The sequence below is a fragment of the Oricola indica genome, assembly GCF_019966595.1.
In the GTDB taxonomy this organism is placed as follows: domain Bacteria; phylum Pseudomonadota; class Alphaproteobacteria; order Rhizobiales; family Rhizobiaceae; genus Oricola; species Oricola indica.
Window position 1 is genome coordinate 1 of record NZ_JAINFJ010000011.1, and the last position, 17,899, is coordinate 17,899.

Sequence of the window (17,899 nt, forward strand, 5' to 3'; positions counted from 1 at the left end):
ACTATGCAGCTCTGGAAACCCCAGAAATGGCCGCATAGCTTATATCAACCAGCCTCCGGCAAACCCGGGGCGGTTCACTCAAGGTAAGCGTTGGGAGCGTTGGAAACTTCCTATTGACGCTTCTCAAACGGTCAGTCCACGCGGTAAGAGAGGTAACAAAAAAAGATTTCCTCGATATTCTGAAGAAAGCGCGGCAAGCTGGCTATGCATACGGTTTTGCCAACATCGTAGCTATTTGGCCTCCTGCGATGAAATTTCTTGCTGAAAACGCTCCTCCAATACACGCGTTTCTGGAGAAAATAGCGGTGAATGAAACGATAATTGAGGTGTTTAAGTTTGTCTCCAGCCTGATCGTTGGCTAGCGTGACCTTGAAACGGTTCACGCGCGAACATATAGTGAACATTGAGCGCCGCTGCTCATTTACGGAGGCTATCTTTTTCATGGATTTAGCGCGCAATAAGCAGAACATCTCTCATGCGGTGATGTCACAGCGCGCGGAAGCGCGAGATAGCCTAGATAATTTTCCGACCCCACCTTGGGCGACGCGAGCACTTCTCGAACACGTAATTGAACGAGGAGGATATGCAAGCCACCTTACATGTTTAGAGCCTGCATGTGGCGCGGGACACATGTCTAAAGTTTTAAAAGAATACTTTAAAGATGTTCGTTCTGCGGATGCGTTCGACTACGGTTACGGTCACGTTGAGGATTTTCTGAGTGTTAAGTACTCAAAAGGCTCTTGGGATTGGGTGATTACCAATCCTCCCTTTCGACTTGCGGAGGATTTTATTCTTGAAGCGCTGCCTGTCGCGAGACGAGGCGTAGCTATGCTTGTTCGAACTGTTTTCATCGAAAGCGTGGGTAGATACGAACGTATTTTTTCCCAGATTCCACCGACGTCAGTCGCGCAATTCGTTGAGCGCGTACCGATGGTGAAGGGTCGCCTCGACAGCAAGGCATCTACTGCTACTGGATACGCTTGGATTGTTTGGGATAAGAACTATGAGTCGTCATTTACACAAATGAAATGGATTCCGCCCTGCAGGAAACGATTAGAAAAAGATGGCGACTATCACGAACCGCTGTCATCCAGTTATGAAACATCTTTGGATGAAGAAACGCCTACGAAAGCGGACCTGTTGCTGTAAGTAATTTTCTGCGCGAAGCTGGGCAAACCAGCCATATCTTAATTGTCACTCGGCTTGATAATCATTTACGCTAAAACGGCCCTCTCTTGCAAAAGCTAAGGACTTAGCTTCGCTAAGCCCAAGCTTTTGCTTTCTCCCCCGCCAAGGGGGAGATAGCCGCACCGCGCCTCCCCTCGCCCCGCTTGCGGGGAGAGGGATATGCAGGCTTGCGAGCGAAGCGAGCTAGCCGGAGTTGGGTGAGGGGGAGGAACACCGAGCCATGCCCCTCATCCGGCCCTTCGGGCCACCTTCTCCCCGCGCGCGGGGAGAAGGGAGAAGCCTAGCTCTCCACCTTCAACACCTGGATGAACGCTTCCTGCGGGATTTCGACCTTGCCGAACTGGCGCATGCGCTTTTTGCCCTCTTTCTGCTTTTCGAGGAGCTTGCGCTTTCGCGTCACGTCGCCGCCGTAGCATTTGGCGGTCACGTCCTTGCGCATGGCGGAGATGGTCTCGCGGGCGACGACCTTGCCGCCGATGGCCGCCTGGATCGGGATCTTGAACATATGGCGGGGGATCAGGTCCTTCAGCTTCTCGCACATGAGGCGGCCGCGCTTTTCCGCCGCCGAGCGGTGGACCAGCATGGAGAGCGCGTCGACCGGCTCCTCGTTGACGAGGATCGACATCTTGACCAGATCGCCTTCCTTGTAACCGGACAGCTGGTAGTCGAACGAGGCGTAGCCCTTGGAGATCGACTTCAGCCGGTCGTAGAAATCGAACACGACCTCGTTGAGCGGCAATTCGTAGGAGACCATGGCGCGGGCGCCGACATAGGAGAGGTCGGTCTGGATGCCGCGGCGCTCCTGGCAGAGCTGCAGGATGGAGCCGAGATAATCGTCCGGCGTCATGATGGTCGCCTTGATCCACGGCTCCTCGATGGAGGCGATGCGCACGACATCCGGCATGTCGGCCGGGTTGTGCAGCTCGGTGACCGAGCCGTCCGTCATGGTCATGCGGTAGACGACCGAGGGGGCGGTGGCGATCAGGTCGAGGTCGAATTCGCGGCTGAGGCGCTCCTGGATGATCTCCAGGTGGAGAAGGCCGAGGAAGCCGCAACGGAAGCCGAAGCCGAGCGCGGCGGAGGTTTCCATCTCATAGGAAAACGACGCGTCGTTGAGGCGCAGCTTGCCGATGGCGGAGCGCAGATCCTCGAAATCGCCGGCATCGACCGGGAAGAGGCCGCAGAAGACCACCGGCTGGGCCGGCTTGAAGCCCGGCAGCATGGTGTCGCAGGGGCGCTTGTCCTCGGTGATGGTGTCGCCGACGCGGGTGTCGGCCACCTCCTTGATGGAGGCGGTCAGGACGCCGATCTCGCCGGGGCCAAGCTCGGGGACGACGACCAGCTTGGGCGTCAGCACGCCGACGCGGTCGACCGGGTATTTCGCGTCCGTGCCCATCATGCGGATGTTCTGGCCCTTCTTCAGCGTGCCGTCGATGACACGGACCAGCACGATGACGCCGAGATAGGCGTCGTACCACGAATCGACCAGCATGGCCTTGAGGGGGGCGGACTTGTCGCCTTCCTTGGGCGGCGGCAATTGCGTGACGATCGCCTCCAGCACCTGGTCGACCCCCTGCCCCGTCTTGGCGGAGATCAGGATGGCGTCGGAGGCGTCGAGGCCGATGACCTCCTCGATCTGCTCCTTGACGCGCTCCGGCTCGGCGGCGGGCAGGTCTGCCTTGTTGAGGACGGTGACGATCTCGTGGTCGGCGTCGATGGCCTGGTAGACATTGGCAAGCGTCTGCGCCTCGACGCCCTGCGAGGCATCGACCACGAGGAGCGAACCCTCGCAGGCGCGCAGCGAGCGCGAGACCTCGTAGGCGAAGTCGACATGGCCGGGCGTGTCGATCAGGTTGAGCACGTAGTGCTGGCCGTCCCTGGCGTCATATTCGAGGCGCACGGTGTTGGCCTTGATGGTGATACCGCGCTCGCGCTCGATATCCATCGCGTCGAGCACCTGCTCCTTCATCTCGCGCTCCTCCAGCGATCCGGTCATCTGGATCAGCCGGTCGGCGAGCGTCGACTTGCCATGGTCGATATGGGCGACGATGGAGAAATTGCGGATGTTTGAAAGCGGAGTCTCGGTCATGGCGCCCATATAGGGGGAAAGAGAGGGCGCGGGAAGCGGTGATTTTGGGGTGGGGTCGGTCGAGCGGCGAGATCAGCCGGCCGACTATCAGGCCGTTGCTCGATATTTCCGTCTTCCGCGACCGATGGCCGGACCACTTCCTCTTTGATCCGGCCCGATCAGACTATTGCGACTGCATCCGGAATCGTGGATGTATTTCGATAGCAAAGGAATCTATGTGCTTGAGCGATCGTTACATGGCGCAAATATAACGGCCTCCCTCGGCGCGGTCGCGACGGCGGCGGACTTGACCTTTTGCGGCGGCGCAGCGACATCACTCGGCGCGGCGCTGTCGGCTGTGTCGATTTACAAGTCGATGAACAAGTCTGAACAGGACCTCGCCAAGACGATGGCGCAGGCGCTGCAGGCACATATCGATGCGTCCGGACTCAGCAAAGATCGCAAAAACATCCTTGCGCAGATGCTGGACCAGTTTCCGGTGTCCGACGATGAGCTTGCGCAAGGCGACTATGTTGCCGAAACGGTTGCCGCCAATCATCGCGCTTCGGTCTGGGACGCGCAGTCCGAAACCGGAAAGGCGAAAGACCCCGCGCATCAAACGCCTCAAATACTGGACGCATACCAGTCCGCTCTCCAAGCTACGCTCGCCCCGATCCTGAGCGACCCGGCATTCGCGCCGCACCGGCAAATGCTTCTGCGCATTGGCGATCTCGAAAGAATGCTCGAAGGGACAAGCGGCTATATGCGCATGCTCGAGGCGGGCATCAACGAGAAGGCCATTACCGGGCTGGCTCGCCGTGTCGCCGAAGATGAGGGCATTGCCGATCTCGGTGCAGCCTGGAACGAACTCGAACGCGCAGTCGAAATCGCCATCGATATGCAGGCGGAGAAGGGCTATGCGTCGAATATCGACCGGTTCGTCGATGACGTGATCGAGCGCATGACGGCGCTTTCGGCCGAGGGACGCGACGACGAAGCGTCTGAGGCCGCCGACGAAGCCTTCGCCGATTGGCTGGAACGGCAGGAGCGGGAGAAGCTGGCGGCGGAGAAATTGCTGGACCAAGCGCTGCGTACCGATCTGTTGCGTCGCGATGCGAAGAAGGCGGCGATGCGCCTGTTCGACAAGGCGCAGATCGCCTTTCCGGATCAGGCGGAACGGTTCGACCAACTGCGCGTCATTCAGGACGATTGGTATGTCCGCGGGCGCGATCAGGCCTTGCTGCTCGATTTGCAGGTTTCCGCCGAACTGGCCGCGCTGGTGACTCGGGCTGCAGCAAGCCCTGAGCAAAAGGCCGCTGACTTCAACAATCAGGCGGTGGCCCTTCGAAACCTCGGCGAGCGCGCGGGTGGCGAACAGGGAATGAATTGGCTCAGACAAGCCGTCAACGCCTATGATGCCGCGCTGGACATCTTCACACGCGAGACGATGCCCGCCGACTGGGCCATGACGCAGATGAACCGAGCCGGAGCACTTTTGCGCCTCGGCGAGCGCGCAGGCGGCGAACAGGGCATGGCATGGCTGAGAGAGGCCGTCGATGCCTATGACGCCGCGCTGGAAATCCGCACCCGCGACACCATGCCCGTCCAATGGGCCATGACGCAAATGAACCGGGCCGTTGCCCTTCGAAACCTCGGCGAACGCGCGGGCGGCAAACAGGGCATCACATGGCTCACACAGGCTATCGACGCCTGTAACGCCGCGCTGGAAATCCGCGCCCGTGACACCATACCCGCCGACTGGGCCATGACGCAGATGAACCGCGCCGGAGCACTTTCGCGCCTCGGCGAACGCTCGGACGGCGAACAGGGTATGAAGTTACTCCGACAGGCCGTCGGCGCCTATGATGACGCATTGGACATTCTCACACGGGACACCGTGCCCGCGCAGTGGGCTATGACGCAGATGGACCGCGCTACTACCCTTCAAACCCTTGGCGAGCGCACGCGCGGCGAACGGGGCATGATGTTACTCCAGCAAGCCGTCGGTGCCTGCAGTGCCGCACTGGACATTCTCACACGTGACACAATGCCCGCCCAATGGGCCATGACACAGATGAACCGCGCCAATGCCCTTGCAACCTTGGGCAAACGCGCGAGCGGCGAACAGTCTATGGCGTGGCTCAGACAGGCCGTCGATGCGTATGATACCGCATTGGAAATCCGCAAACGCGACAGCATGCCCGCCGACTGGGCCACGACGCAGATGAACCGCGCCAATGCCCTTGCAACCCTCGGCGAACGCGCGGGTGGCGAACAGGGCATGACATGGCTCAGAGAGGCCGTCGATGCCTATGACGCAGCACTGGAAATCTTCGCTCATCCGGGAACAGAGCACTATGCCGACGTGGCTCGAAGCAACCGGGCAATTGCCGTGGCGGCGCTGGAACAGCTGACGGGTGGAAGTTAGAGAATTTTCGCATCGGCTCAGCCCACCGCGACCAACCCCTCATAAAGCCCTCGCAGCCTTTTCGTCATCTCGCCGTCGACCTGCGGGAACGGCTTGCCGTCGAGCGCCGCAACCGGGGTGAGGCCGCCGAAGGTGCCGGTTAGGAAGGCTTCCTGGGCGGCGTGGACGTCGACCAAAGAGAAATTGCGTTCGAAGACGGGGATTTCGTTGGCGCGGCAGAGGTCGATGACCTTCTGGCGCGTGATGCCGTTCATGCAGTAGTCGCCCGTGGAGGTCCACACCTCGCCCTTGCGCACAATGAAGAAGTTGCAGGCGTTGGTGGTGTTCACGAAGCCATGCGGGTCGAGCATCAGGCCTTCGTCGGCGCCCGCCTCCTCGGCCTGCAGGCAGGCGATGACGCAGTTGAGCTTGGAGTGGGAATTGTATTTCGGGTCCTGGCTCATCGGCAGGCCGCGCACCTGCGGCACGGTGGCGAGCGTGACGCCGCGTCGGGTTTCGGACGCGGGGGTCGAATGCTCCATGATGATGACGATCGTGGGCCCGGAGCGCGACAGGGAGGGATGCTGGAAGGGCTTCACCTTGACGCCGCGCGTGATCATCAGGCGGGCGTGGACGTGGTCGCTCATGGCGTTGGCCGCCGCCGTCTCGTTCAGCGCGGCGAGGATGCCGGCGCGGTCCATGCCGATATCGAGCGAGACCGCCTTGCAGGCCGAAAAGAGCCGGTCCATGTGGTCGTCGAAGAAGACCCAACGGCCCTCATGCAGGCGCAGCCCCTCCCACATGCCGTCGCCGAGCAGGAAGCCGGAATCATAGACCGAGACGGTGGCCTCGGCGCGCGGCTTCAGGGCGCCATCGACATAGATCAGGATGTCGTCATTGCGCGGATCGTGCTCGGCGTCGTGAGTGGTGGTGCGATGATCGGGCATCGAAAGCCTCCGGATTTCGTTTCGGGCAGTTGCAACGGAGGCCGTGCGAAGGTCAACTTGGGGCAGGAAGAATCGCCAGGAAGACGCCATGCCCACCGCCGCAGCCTATATTGGAGCCGCCATCGCCGAAATCGCCGGCTGCTATGCCTTCTGGGCCTTTTTCCGCCTCGACAAGCCGGCCTGGTGGCTGGTGCCTGGCGGGCTGTCTCTGGCGCTGTTCGCCTGGCTGCTCACGCTTGCCGACAGTTCGGCGGCCGGACGGGCCTTCGCAGCCTATGGCGGTGTCTATATCGCGAGTTCGCTGGCCTGGCTGTGGTTCGTGGAGGGAAACCGCCCGGACCGCTGGGACACGATCGGCGCGGCGATCTGCCTTGTCGGCGCGGCGGTCATTCTCGCCGGGCCACGTGCAGCCGCATGATCATTCGCGCTGCAGACGGGAGGACGACATGACCGACACGAAAATCATCGCCATGTGGTCGGGGCCGCGAAACCTCTCGACGGCGATGATGCGCGCCTTCGGAAACCGCGCCGACTGCACCGCCATGGACGAGCCGTTCTATGGCGCCTATCTGGCTGCGACGGGCGCGGACCACCCGATGAAGGAGGCGATCATAGCGTCGATGGAATGCGACCCGGACGCGGTGGCGCGGCAATGTCTCGGGCCGTTCGCGACGCCGGTCTGCTACCAGAAACACATGCCGCATCACATGATCGACGGCTTTCCGCTCGACTGGGCGGCGCGGGCGACCAATGTGTTCCTGATCCGCCATCCGCGCCGGGTGCTGGCGAGCTATGCGCGCAAGAAGCAGGGCGTGACGGAACGCGATATCGGCTACCGGCGGATGCTGGAGATCGACCGGCATGTCACGGAGATGACCGGCAAGGCGCCGGTCGTGGTGGCGTCGGAGGATATCCTCGCCGAGCCCGAGGCCGTGCTCGCCGCGCTCTGCGCGGCGGTGGGGATCGATTTCGACCCGGCCATGCTCTCCTGGGAGGCCGGGCCGCGCGCCGAAGACGGCGTGTGGGGCGTGCACTGGTACGACGCGATCTGGAAATCGACCGGGTTTTCAAAGCCGGAAAGCCTCGACCTGCCGCCGGAGCTGCCCGACCATCTGGCCAAGATCGAGGCGGAAGCGCTTCCGGCATGGGAGGCGATGGCGACGCGCAGAATCGGCGGGGGAAAGGGCGGCTCCAAAGCCTGAAGCCGCCCGATTTTTACGGCGTACCGATCAGAGGTCGCCAATCTTGAACAATTTGCGCGCGTTCTCCTCGAAGAAGGCTTTCTTGTCCTCGAGCGGGATTTCCATGGAATCGAGTTCGCCGACCTCTTCCTGCACGAACTGCCAGGGGTAATCCATCGCGTACATCATCCGGTCGGTTCCGACGGTATCCATCACGAATTTGATCGGCGGCGCCCAGCCGACACCGGATGAGGTGTAGTGGAAGTTGTCGCACAGATAGTCCCACGCGCGCCGCTTCAGCGGCTTCACGCCCGGGTGCCGGCCGGTCGAAGCGATGCGGGTGTGCATGAAATCGATCCGGTAGAGCCAATAGGGCAGCGCCTCGCCGCAATGGCCGAGAATGATCTGCAGCTTCGGGAAACGGTCGAAAATTCCCGAAATCAGCAACCGCAACGCGTGCAGTCCGGTATCGCAGGCAAACCCGTAGATCGCCGCATCCAGCGAGCGGTTCAGGAACGGCTCGATCATCTGCGGCGACGGCATGTTGGGATGCAGATAGATCGGAACATCCAGCGCCTCGGCCGCCTCGAAGACAGACCAGTATTTCTCGTCGTCAAGATAGGTGCCGAGCGTGTGGCCGTTCAGGATGCCGCCGCGCAGGCCGAGCCTGGTGACGCCGCGCTCCAGTTCCTTTGCCGAATTTTCGGTATCGAGCGGGCTGAATGCGGCGAGGCCGATATAGCGGTCCGGATGTCTCGCGATGCCCTCCGCCAACTGGTCGTTCGCTTCGATAGCCAGCGACGTCGCCGTCGCGGGATCGAAAAGCTGCACGCCGGGCGAACCGAGCGCCAGCACCTGCATGTCGATGCCGCTGGCGTCCATGTCGCCGATCCTGATCTCGTCGAGATCCTGGATACGCCGGCGGTGCCGCGTCGCCAGGTCGGACTCGCCCGCAAAGAACCCCCAGAGCTGATGAAAGCCCGGATCGTGGATTTTCTTGTCCGCAATCTCGCGAATGTAGAGATCGAGAATATTCTTCGGGATCCACGCCTCCTCGGTCGCGATCCGCTTGTAAGGCGGATTGGGATCGCGCGGCGGATTCTTCGGAAAACGGTCGCTCATGCAGCAGGCTCCTTCACTGGGGTCGGGGAAGCGCCCAGGCGCGTGAACGCCCAGACGACGGGAACAGAGATCGCCGCGATGGCGATGGCCGGAAGACTGGCCGGATCGAAGATCGCGGTGCTTGCGCCGACAATGACGGAAACAACGGCCGCGGCGAGCCGCATGCCGCCACCGCCATAGGCGCGCCTGTTGGCGAGGACTTCGGCCAGCAAGGTCCCCGCCATGGCGACGGTGACGCATGACACCGCGATCTGCAGCCAGGTTCCGTCCATCAGCAGAGCCGGGTTGAGCGCGAAGATGAAGGGCAGAAGATAGGCGACGATCGCAAGGCGGACGCCGGTCACGCCGGTTTGCCACATGTCGCTGCCGGCGATGCTGGCCGCCGAATAGGAGGCGACCGCCACCGGCGGCGTCAGCATCGACAGCAGCCCGAAATAGAGGATGAACAGATGCGCCGACATCTCGCCGATGCCCTGCCGCACCAGCGCCGGCGCGAGCAGCACGGAGACGATCACATAGACGCCCGTGGTCGGCATGCCGACGCCGAGGACGATCGCGATTCCCGCCGTCGCCAAGAGCAGCGCGCCGACCCCGCCGAGCGCGGCGACCTTGCCCAGCGCCAGCGTCAGCGCGAAGCCGAGCCCGGTGACGTTGATCGTTCCGATGATGATGCCGGCAATGGCGCAAACGAGCAGGATCGGGATCAGCGTGCTGCCGCTTTCCCTGAGGATCACCGGAATCTTTCGCAGGGCCTCGCGCGGATTGGTCAATGCGAACAGCAGGAAGGCCGCGCCCGATGAATAAAGCGCCGCCTTGCCGGGCGAATAGCCGAGATAGAACAGGAACCAGATCAGCACCGCCAACGGCGCCAGCAGCGGCCAGCTGTTGATCAGCGCATCCCTGAACCGCGGCAGAGACTCGCGCGCCTCGCCTTCGATCCCGTTGGCGGCGGCGTAGCGGTCGACCATGCGGTAGAGAAGGAAATAGTAGAACACCGCCGGCAGCAGCGCGGCGGCCACGACATCCGTGTAGGGAACCTGCAGGAACTCGGCGATCACGAAGGCCGTCGCGCCCATCACCGGCGGGGCGATCTGGCCGCCATTGGAGGCGACCGCCTCGATCGCCGCCGCATAGCGGGCGGGAAAGCCCGATTTCTTCATCATCGGGATCGTCACGACGCCCGTGGACATGACATTCGCGACCGTGGAGCCGCTCAGCGTGCCGAACAGCGACGATGCGAGAATCGCGACCTTGGCCGGACCGCCGCGGCGATGGCCCATGGTCGACAAGGCGAGATCCGTCATCGCCCGGCTGCCGCCGACGGCGTTCAGCGTCGCGCCGAACACGATGAAGCCGAGGATCTGCGTCGCGCCGACATTCATCACCAGGCCGGGGATGCCGTTGGTGTCGTTATAGATGTAGAGAATGTAGCGGGCCGGTGCGAGATAGGCGGCCTCGAAGATGCCCGGCGCCATCCAGCCGATGAAACCATAGGCGAGGAACGCCGCCGCAAGCGCCGCCAGCACGGTGCCGCACTGCCGCCGCGTCGCCTCCAGCACGCCGAGGATGGCGATGGCCGCGGGCACCCATTTTGCCGGCCCCCGATTGATCGGGTCCAGCAGCCAGGCCTCGTAGTTCCAGGCAAGCCAGCCCCATGACGCCAGCGTCGCCAGTCCGAAAATCCAGTCCAGCGCCGCCAGCCGGCCACGCAGGGGCGCGGTGATCAGCCCGACCAAGCATGCCACGCCGCAAATCACGGCGAGATACTGCTCGGTGATGATCACCCAGCCGAGTTTCCGGGGCACGTCGAGCAGCCATAGCACGCCCATCGCAGGCAGGATGGCGACAAGGATCGCGCGGAGCGTATTCGAATGTTTCACGAGCACAGACCGTTCAAGAACGGAGCCCGTGGATCCGGGCTCCGTCATGGATCAGGATGACCGTCCGCTTACTTCGCGAATGTCGCTTCCTTGGCGTCGTTCGCGTCGGTCCACATGCCCTTTTCCTTGTAGAAGGCGATTGCCGCCGGATGGAAGGGCACGGTGTTGGAGGGTTCGGCGAACTGGTCGCCCGAGCCCGAACGGATCGGCGCATAGTCCTCGCGCAATTGCGGGAACGAATCGTAGAGCGCGGTGAGGATCGCGGTCGCGTCCTCGTCGCTCAGCGACGCGGAGGTCGTCATGAACACGTCGTAACCGATGACGTTGACGGGATCGGTCACTTCCGGAAGCCGGGCGGACGGCTCGACCGTCACGATGTAGGTGCCCGGATAGAGGTTATCGACGAATTCGTCGGTCGCGTTCTCGCCGGTGATCGAAACGTAGCGGATGCCGCCCGGGATCGATGCATGCGCCTGCTGGGTGAGCGGGATGCCGACCGCGATGCTGGACGCATCCAGCGAGCCTTCCGTCAGAGCATCCATGCCCGGCCCGAGCCCGGAGACGGTGACACCGTCGACTTCGTCAAGCGCCAGGCCGCCGGCCTGTATCATCACCTGGTTGACCAGGCCGACCGCCTTGAGAGCGGAAAAGTCGGTGACGACCTTCTTGCCCTTCAGGTCCTTGATCTCGATGAGATTGTCATTGGCGCGGCTCACCATGCCGACGCGCAAGCCCCAAAGCCGCGCCAGCACGCGAAGGTCATTCTGCGGATCGGCGCCATAGTCACCGCGGAACACGCCGCCCGTGTCGATGCTGGAATTGATGCCGACCGTCACCTCGCCATTGGCGACAAGCGGCAGATAGACCGTCGAGCCGGCGAAAGGCTGCACGGTAACCTGACGCCCGAGCGCCTCCTGCAACGCAGCAGCCATGCCGCCACCGACCGTGTAGTAGAGCGACCCCTGCGGGTTCGTTCCGATCGTAATCCGGCTTTGCGCGGATGCGCCGACCGTCATCACGGCAGTCGCCGCCAAGGCGACGATCAATCCTCTAAGACCCTTGAACATGCTTCCTCCCTGCCGGGCGTATGCCCGTTTCTCCTCTTCCGAAGGGAAGCTTAGCGCGTGACGTTACGCAAGTGAACGTGCAATTGCGCCGAATATCAGCGACCGACTTCGCCCATCGCGGCTCGGGAGAAAAAAGCCGGTCATCGCACCCGGCCCGTCGTTTCCACATCCCCGTCCTCGGGAAGCAGGCGCCGTAACGCATTCGACCAAGACCTTGCCGTCTGTCTGTCTGCATTTCGTTCGCGCGGAGCATCGTTAACGAATTCTAATCGTCGCCGACCGTACAATGCCGCAGAGAGCGGCAGCATGGGCCGGCAAAGACGCCGCGCTGCCTGAAGCCTGTTACCACTCGTCGCAAGACGGGCGCGCAATACGGATACGGAATATGACATTCTGGCGAATACTCATCGGCGGGCTGGCCGTCGCCCTTGCACTCTGGATCCTCATCGGTGAGCAACTCGCCGGCGCAAGCGCCGACGCGACCATCAATGCGCGGCTGGTGACTGTCAGGAGCCCAATCGCGGGGGCGGTTTCGGCGGTCGAAAGGCCGCTTGGCTCGCCGGTTACCACGGGCGAAGTGATCGCCGGGGTGGATGATATCCATGTCGACGGAACCCGGCTGGACGACCTGAGAATGGAGGCCGGTTTCGCGGAAGCCGAAATCGCCCGACTGACACGGACGCGCGACGAGACCGAGGCGATCATCGATACTCTCGACGAACGGTCAGCGACCTATCGCGCGGCCCGGATCAGCGACATTGAGGCGCGACTTGCCTTCGCGCGCGAACGACTGGACATCCTCGAAAGCGGCGAACTGCCGGACGCGTTCGACGTCCGGCCGCCGAGAGACGCCGGCGTGCCCGGTGATGACGGGGCGCAGGCGCCGGGACTGCGCGATCTCTGGGTGAACGCCGTCAAGGAGCAGATCGCGGTGCTGCAGATCGCACTCGACACGGCCAGAGAGGGCGTCTTCCTCGGCGACGGCTACAACGATGCGCCGAATGCAGAGCAACGCGCGACCGAACTGAAGAGCCAGCTGTCGGCGGTTTCGGCCGATCTCGACGAGGCCCGATCGCGCCTCGAAATCGTCTCGGACCGACTGGACGGCGAGCAGTTGCGCGTCTCGCGCGCTGCCGGCGCCGAGCTGAAATCGCCGGTCAACGGGATTTACTGGGAAACGCTGGCCGCCGACGGAGAAGCCCTGCAGCGGGGCGACCCGGTGGCGCGGCTGCTCGACTGCGACTCCATCCTGGTCACTCTGTCCGTCACGGAATCCGTCTATCACACGCTGGCCGCCGGCGACGGCGCCGTTTTCCGGCCGCGCAACTCCGACCGCAATTTCAACGCCACGGTCGTGCGGCTCGGTGGCGCTGGGGCGGAAACCTTCTACCGAAACCTGGCCGTCGCGCCGAGCGCGCGTCACCTCGAACGCTATGACGTGGCCATTCTCGTTCCCGAACTGAACGCCGATCCCGAACTCGGATGCTCGGTCGGCCGCACGGGGCGTGTTTTCTTCGAACGGCGGCCGCTCGACTGGCTACGCCGCCTCATGGGCTGATCCGTGCCGCCTATTTTCCTCGACGAGACGACATCCAGCGTTATCGTCCTGGCGCTTGTCGCCGGCCTGTCCCTGCTGATGCCGGCCTTCGCCGACCCGAAACGGACCTTTCACCGGACAGTGCTTCTGTCGATTTCCGCCGGGCTAGCACTGCGCTACGCCTGGTGGCGCGCAACCGAGACCGTCGCGCCATTCGGCCTGACCTGGGACTGGGCGGCAAGCTGGTCGCTTCTCTTCCTCGAACTTGCCGCGATCGCGGGTTCGATCAGCGCCTTCGTGATCCTGTCGCGAACGCGGGACCGCCGCGCGGAAGTGGAAAGCAACATCGGCTGGTGGGGTGAGGCGCAAGCGCCGCGCGTGGCCATTCTCATCGCCACATATAATGAGGACCGCGAGGTGCTCGAACGCACCGTGGTCGGATCGCTCGGATTGGGCCATCCCAACACGACGGTCCATGTGCTCGACGACGGCCGGCGCGACTGGTTGCGCGACTTCTGCGCGGAACGCGGCGTGGACTATATCAGCCGCCCCGACAACCGGCATGCCAAGGCCGGAAACATGAACCACGCGCTCGGCGTGCTGGCGGACGATCCGCCCGATTTCGTCGCCGTTCTCGACGCGGACTTCGTGCCGCATCGCGGTTTCCTGAGCCGGACGCTTGCCCTGTTCCACGACGAGGCGGTGGGGCTGGTGCAGACACCGCAGCACTTTTTCAACGCAGACCCGATCCAGCACAATCTGAACCTGTCGGCCTCTTATCCGGACGAGCAACGGTTCTTCTTCGACACGATGCAGGCGTCGCGCGATGCCTGGGACATCGCCTTTTGCTGCGGCACGTCCTCCGTCGCACGGTGGGAGGCGCTGAACGAAATCGGCGGGTTTCCGACCGACAGCATCACCGAGGATTTCATGCTGACGGTCGTGCTGCAATCGCATGGCTGGCGCACGGTCTATCTCAACGAGGCGCTGACGGAGGGCCTCGCGCCCGAGGGCCTTAAGGAATACATCACGCAGCGCACGCGCTGGTGCCTCGGCATGATGCAGATCGGGCACAGTTCGGTCGGTCCGTTCTCGCGCGCCAAGATCAGGCTGCGCGACCGCTGGAGCGTGCTGGACGCGGCCGCCTACTGGCTGACCACCTTCCCGTTCCGGATCGCGGCGCTCGTCTATCCCCTACTCTACTGGTTTTTCAACCTGATCGTCGTCGATGCCAGCGTCCCCGACGTCCTGAATTATTTCGGCGCCTATTATCTCTGGACGCTTTCGGCGCTCAACCTGCTGTCGAGGGGCAATATCGTGCCCCTCATCAACGACGTAAGCCAGTTGGTCGGCGCGCCGCAGATCGCGCGGGCGGCACTGACGGGACTATTCAAACCGCACGGCCATCCGTTCAAGGTGACGGCCAAAGGCGGCGACCGCAGCAAGATGCAGGTGCAATGGCGGCTGCTCATGCCGTTCGCCATCCTGCTTGCGCTGACCGTGGTCGGGCTCACAATCGGCCTTGTTTCGGATCGCTTCGCCTTTTTCGACGCCGGCGACGGCAAGGCCGTCATCCTGTTCTGGAGCATCTACAACCTGTTCGTTCTCGCGCTCACCATTTTCACCTGTGTGGAGTTGCCGAGACAGGAACGCCATATCGCCGATGCACCGGAACGGGCGCAGTTGATCGACGGGAAGGCGCGACCCGTCTGGATCGCGAGACTGACGACGACACATGCACGCATTCGCGGGGTCGATCTGCCGGAAGGGCACCATATCAGCCTCGTCATCAACGGGATCGGGGAAGTGCCCGGCACGAGTCTCGGATCAATCCGCGACGGGTGCCGGATCCAGCTCCACACCACGCCCGAGCAGTTCGACGCCCTGCAGCTTCGGCTCTATACCGAGGACAACATTCCCGGCGTTCCCGGCGCACGGCTTGGCGCGCTCGCCATCGGGTTGGCGCGCCGTCTTGCGTTCCGCCACTAAGCGGAGGCGAACCGGTCAATCCGGTTCTTCGTGCAAGCGCGACTGGATTCTTACCAGGGCGGACGCGATCCGTGACGCCTCGCGTGAACCACGGCCCTCGGGTGGATAGACGTCCTCTCCGAGACTTATTCGCCTTGCGACTTCGGCCAACCGACTGATCGGATTTATAAAGATCGCGACAAACATCGCAGCAGCGATCGAAAACACAAGGCACGCCCCAACGACGAAGAGCAGGGCATTGAGCATGAGTTGATTGTCTTCGAAACTGTTGGCGTCAACAGGCATCCGTCCGATCAACCGCCAACCAAAACTCGGCAGATCTTCGAATACCACGTTGGGATCCACGGCCGAAAAATACTCGACACCGTCCGGCCAAGTCTCCAGCGTGGTCGTCCTTATACCAGCCATGGCGGCGCGGATTGCCGCCAGCGAAGGCCGATTTTCGGGCAAGTCGAAGGAAGCGGCGGCAACCGTGCCGTCTGTGCCCAACAGCAAGAAATCGATCGAGCGCGCAGCGGCGGATTCTGACAGATAGTCCCGGATTCGTTGGAAATTCACATAGAAAGCCACAACGCCGATGGTTGTGCCGTTCCTGTCGAAGACGGGCTTGGCGAGATCGATGTATTTGAGCGGCCCATTTTGGCCGGCCTCAACCACATTCTTCATTTGTATCGCTTCGTGCAAATCACCCGAGTAATCGGCATTCAGACCGTTTCGAAACCAAGTTTGTTCCGAGACATCCACATCTTCCAGCAATCCGCCCGACGCGACGCGCACGGTTCCGTCGGTTGTCGCATAGCCCGCCCATGAAATGCGCTGCCCGTCTCCAACGATGCCGTTGAGATAAGAGCGTGCTTCGTCTGGCGCCATACTGACAATTTTGTCTGCAAGATGCCGCAACTCGATCCAGTCCTCGTGGAGCGATCGTGCCAGATCGATTGAGATTGTCCTGGCATTCAGAGCAACTTCTTTCTCGACCGTCTTGCGCGAAATGCTGTCCAGGTAACCCGGCACGAGGTATGCGGTTATCGCAAGTAGAACAACCACGCCGCCCAACAGGCAGCCATAGACTGCCATCCTGATCGGGATCGGTTCATGTCTGCCTTTTGGCATCAATCAAACTCCAGTCGTTTCGGGTCACCGAATCGGTAATCCTTCGACTGCCTTCCTTACGGTTAATCGTATGGGTGCGACATGGGTCAAACAATGCGCCAGATCTTTGAATACGGACGGCGCCGCCGAACGGACCATCCGGGACCAGGGCAAAGTAGCCCTGTCTTCCGCGGTTCGCTCATTCGCACGCCGGATTGGCGCCTCTTTGCCCCGTTGTGTTTTCCCTCAACCGGGCTAGGGTTCAGGTTTCAAGGGACCAGTCGCGGGGGCGCAGGCATGTTCAATCCCAGCTACGTGGTCGCCGACGCGTTCGGCGCGTATCTGGAAGGGTTGTACCAGCAGCATTTTTCCGGGCGAAACCCGGAATACGCGGCCTATATCGGCGGCGCGGCGCGGCTGGTGCTGGAACGCCTCGGCAATACCGACGCGCTCTATCACAATGCCGAGCACACGATGATGGTCACGCTGGTCGGCCAGCAGATCATGCGCGGGCGGCTCGTTTCGACGGCGGTCCAGCCGGAAGACTGGCTGCACTACACGCTGGCGCTCCTGACGCATGATATCGGCTATGTGCGCGGCATATGCCGGGGTGACCAGAACGGCGTTCTCGTCGCCGGGCTCGACGGCGAGACGATCGTGCCGCCGAAAGGCGCGTCGGACGCCTATCTCACGCCCTATCACATCGAACGGGGCATGGTTTATGTGCGGGAGCGTTTCGGCGAGTCGAAATTTGTCGACGAGGAACGCCTTGCGGCGTCAATCGACTATACGCGCTTTCCGATCCCGGCGGACCAGGCCTATGCGGAAAACGACACCGAGCGCGCGCTCGTTCGCGCCGCCGATCTCATCGGCCAGTTGGGCGATCCGTTCTACTACCGGAAGATCAACGCGCTGTTTCACGAATTCGCGGAGACCGGGACCGCCGAAAAGCTCGGCTACGAGTCGCCGATCGACCTGCTGGACAAATATCCGGAATTCTTCTGGTCGCAGGTCAATCCGCATATCGGCGCGGCGCTGCGCTATCTCGAACTGACCGTGGAAGGAAAACAGTGGGTGGCGCATCTGTACCACCATGTCTTCCAGGCGAACCATCGCACGAACGATATCGGTCCGTTCCCCGGCTCAGCGCAGACCGCGCCGGCCTGACCGGAAACTCACGCGCTGGCGCTTGTCGTGACCTGATAGCCGATGCCGATCACCTGCGGCGCGGGGGCTTCGGTCTTGCCGACATGAACCGCAGCCAACAGCGTTGCCGCGAACAGGGCGGCGGGCACGAGGCTGGTCACGATGAAGAGATGGTCGTCTGTGGTGCGGGGCGTGTTGAAACGAGGCATGACGCAAATCCTTTTTCTGTTGGAACCGAAACTAGCAGGACGGGCCATCGACGCTGTGCACTCGGT

At 62.4% G+C, this 17,899-nt stretch carries 15 protein-coding genes; 8 read left to right on the top strand and 7 right to left on the bottom strand.

What is annotated here, in order from left to right:
- The first annotated feature begins 113 nt into the window (after positions 1-113).
- Together LC343_RS20510 and LC343_RS20515 are read left to right on the top strand one after the other, a co-directional pair.
- On the top strand, positions 114-362 hold the full coding sequence (locus tag LC343_RS20510) for a hypothetical protein (protein WP_223479050.1): 249 nt from the start codon (positions 114-116) through the stop codon (positions 360-362).
- 79 nt (positions 363-441) lie between these two features.
- Positions 442-1,149 carry a class I SAM-dependent methyltransferase gene (locus tag LC343_RS20515; RefSeq protein WP_223479051.1) on the top strand — a complete coding sequence of 236 codons (708 nt, stop codon included), beginning with the start codon at positions 442-444 and terminating at the stop codon, positions 1,147-1,149.
- Positions 1,150-1,468: 319 nt separating this feature from the next.
- Here the strand turns inward: LC343_RS20515 and lepA are convergent, their stop codons facing one another.
- Positions 1,469-3,277, bottom strand: coding sequence for a translation elongation factor 4 (gene lepA / locus LC343_RS20520; RefSeq protein WP_223479052.1), 1,809 nt, complete (start codon positions 3,275-3,277; stop codon positions 1,469-1,471).
- Positions 3,278-3,563: 286 nt separating this feature from the next.
- On the opposite strand from lepA, the gene LC343_RS20525 reads away from it, so the two are divergent.
- Positions 3,564-5,684, top strand: coding sequence for a tetratricopeptide repeat protein (locus tag LC343_RS20525; protein WP_223479053.1), 2,121 nt, complete (start codon positions 3,564-3,566; stop codon positions 5,682-5,684).
- A 17-nt stretch (positions 5,685-5,701) separates the two neighbouring features.
- On the opposite strand, the gene LC343_RS20530 is transcribed toward LC343_RS20525, so the two are convergent.
- Positions 5,702-6,610 carry an aminotransferase class IV gene (locus LC343_RS20530; RefSeq protein ID WP_223479054.1) on the bottom strand — a complete coding sequence of 303 codons (909 nt, stop codon included), beginning with the start codon at positions 6,608-6,610 and terminating at the stop codon, positions 5,702-5,704.
- 88 nt (positions 6,611-6,698) lie between these two features.
- On the opposite strand from LC343_RS20530, the gene LC343_RS20535 reads away from it, so the two are divergent.
- Together LC343_RS20535 and LC343_RS20540 are read left to right on the top strand one after the other, a co-directional pair.
- Positions 6,699-7,028 carry a YnfA family protein gene (locus LC343_RS20535; RefSeq protein ID WP_223479055.1) on the top strand — a complete coding sequence of 110 codons (330 nt, stop codon included), beginning with the start codon at positions 6,699-6,701 and terminating at the stop codon, positions 7,026-7,028.
- A 28-nt stretch (positions 7,029-7,056) separates the two neighbouring features.
- Positions 7,057-7,812: a sulfotransferase-like domain-containing protein gene (locus LC343_RS20540; protein WP_223479056.1), complete on the top strand. Its 756-nt coding sequence runs from the start codon at positions 7,057-7,059 to the stop codon at positions 7,810-7,812.
- Between the two features lie 27 nt (positions 7,813-7,839).
- Here LC343_RS20540 and LC343_RS20545 read toward each other — a convergent pair whose 3' ends face one another.
- From LC343_RS20545 to LC343_RS20555, 3 genes are all read right to left on the bottom strand, one after another.
- Entirely contained in the window at positions 7,840-8,913 is a 1,074-nt protein-coding gene (locus tag LC343_RS20545) for an amidohydrolase family protein (RefSeq protein WP_223479057.1), read from the bottom strand.
- Positions 8,910-10,793 carry a TRAP transporter permease gene (locus tag LC343_RS20550; RefSeq protein ID WP_223479058.1) on the bottom strand — a complete coding sequence of 628 codons (1,884 nt, stop codon included), beginning with the start codon at positions 10,791-10,793 and terminating at the stop codon, positions 8,910-8,912. The genes LC343_RS20545 and LC343_RS20550 overlap by 4 nt, the downstream gene beginning before the upstream one ends.
- Positions 10,794-10,861: 68 nt before the next feature.
- Positions 10,862-11,860, bottom strand: coding sequence for a TAXI family TRAP transporter solute-binding subunit (locus tag LC343_RS20555; protein ID WP_223479059.1), 999 nt, complete (start codon positions 11,858-11,860; stop codon positions 10,862-10,864).
- Positions 11,861-12,245: 385 nt separating this feature from the next.
- Between LC343_RS20555 and LC343_RS20560 the strand changes: the two genes are divergently transcribed.
- Positions 12,246-13,418: an HlyD family secretion protein gene (locus LC343_RS20560; protein ID WP_223479060.1), complete on the top strand. Its 1,173-nt coding sequence runs from the start codon at positions 12,246-12,248 to the stop codon at positions 13,416-13,418.
- A 3-nt stretch (positions 13,419-13,421) separates the two neighbouring features.
- Positions 13,422-15,386, top strand: a complete 1,965-nt coding sequence (locus tag LC343_RS20565; RefSeq protein WP_223479061.1) for a glycosyltransferase — start codon at positions 13,422-13,424, stop codon at positions 15,384-15,386.
- A 15-nt stretch (positions 15,387-15,401) separates the two neighbouring features.
- Here LC343_RS20565 and LC343_RS20570 read toward each other — a convergent pair whose 3' ends face one another.
- Complete coding sequence (locus LC343_RS20570; RefSeq protein WP_223479062.1) at positions 15,402-16,499, bottom strand: cache domain-containing protein; 1,098 nt, start codon at positions 16,497-16,499, stop codon at positions 15,402-15,404.
- A 276-nt stretch (positions 16,500-16,775) separates the two neighbouring features.
- Here LC343_RS20570 and LC343_RS20575 point away from each other — a divergent pair, with 276 nt between their 5' ends.
- Positions 16,776-17,645: a metal-dependent phosphohydrolase gene (locus LC343_RS20575; protein ID WP_223479063.1), complete on the top strand. Its 870-nt coding sequence runs from the start codon at positions 16,776-16,778 to the stop codon at positions 17,643-17,645.
- Positions 17,646-17,653: 8 nt separating this feature from the next.
- Here the strand turns inward: LC343_RS20575 and LC343_RS20580 are convergent, their stop codons facing one another.
- Complete coding sequence (locus LC343_RS20580; RefSeq protein ID WP_223479064.1) at positions 17,654-17,833, bottom strand: hypothetical protein; 180 nt, start codon at positions 17,831-17,833, stop codon at positions 17,654-17,656.
- Positions 17,834-17,899: the final 66 nt, after the last annotated feature.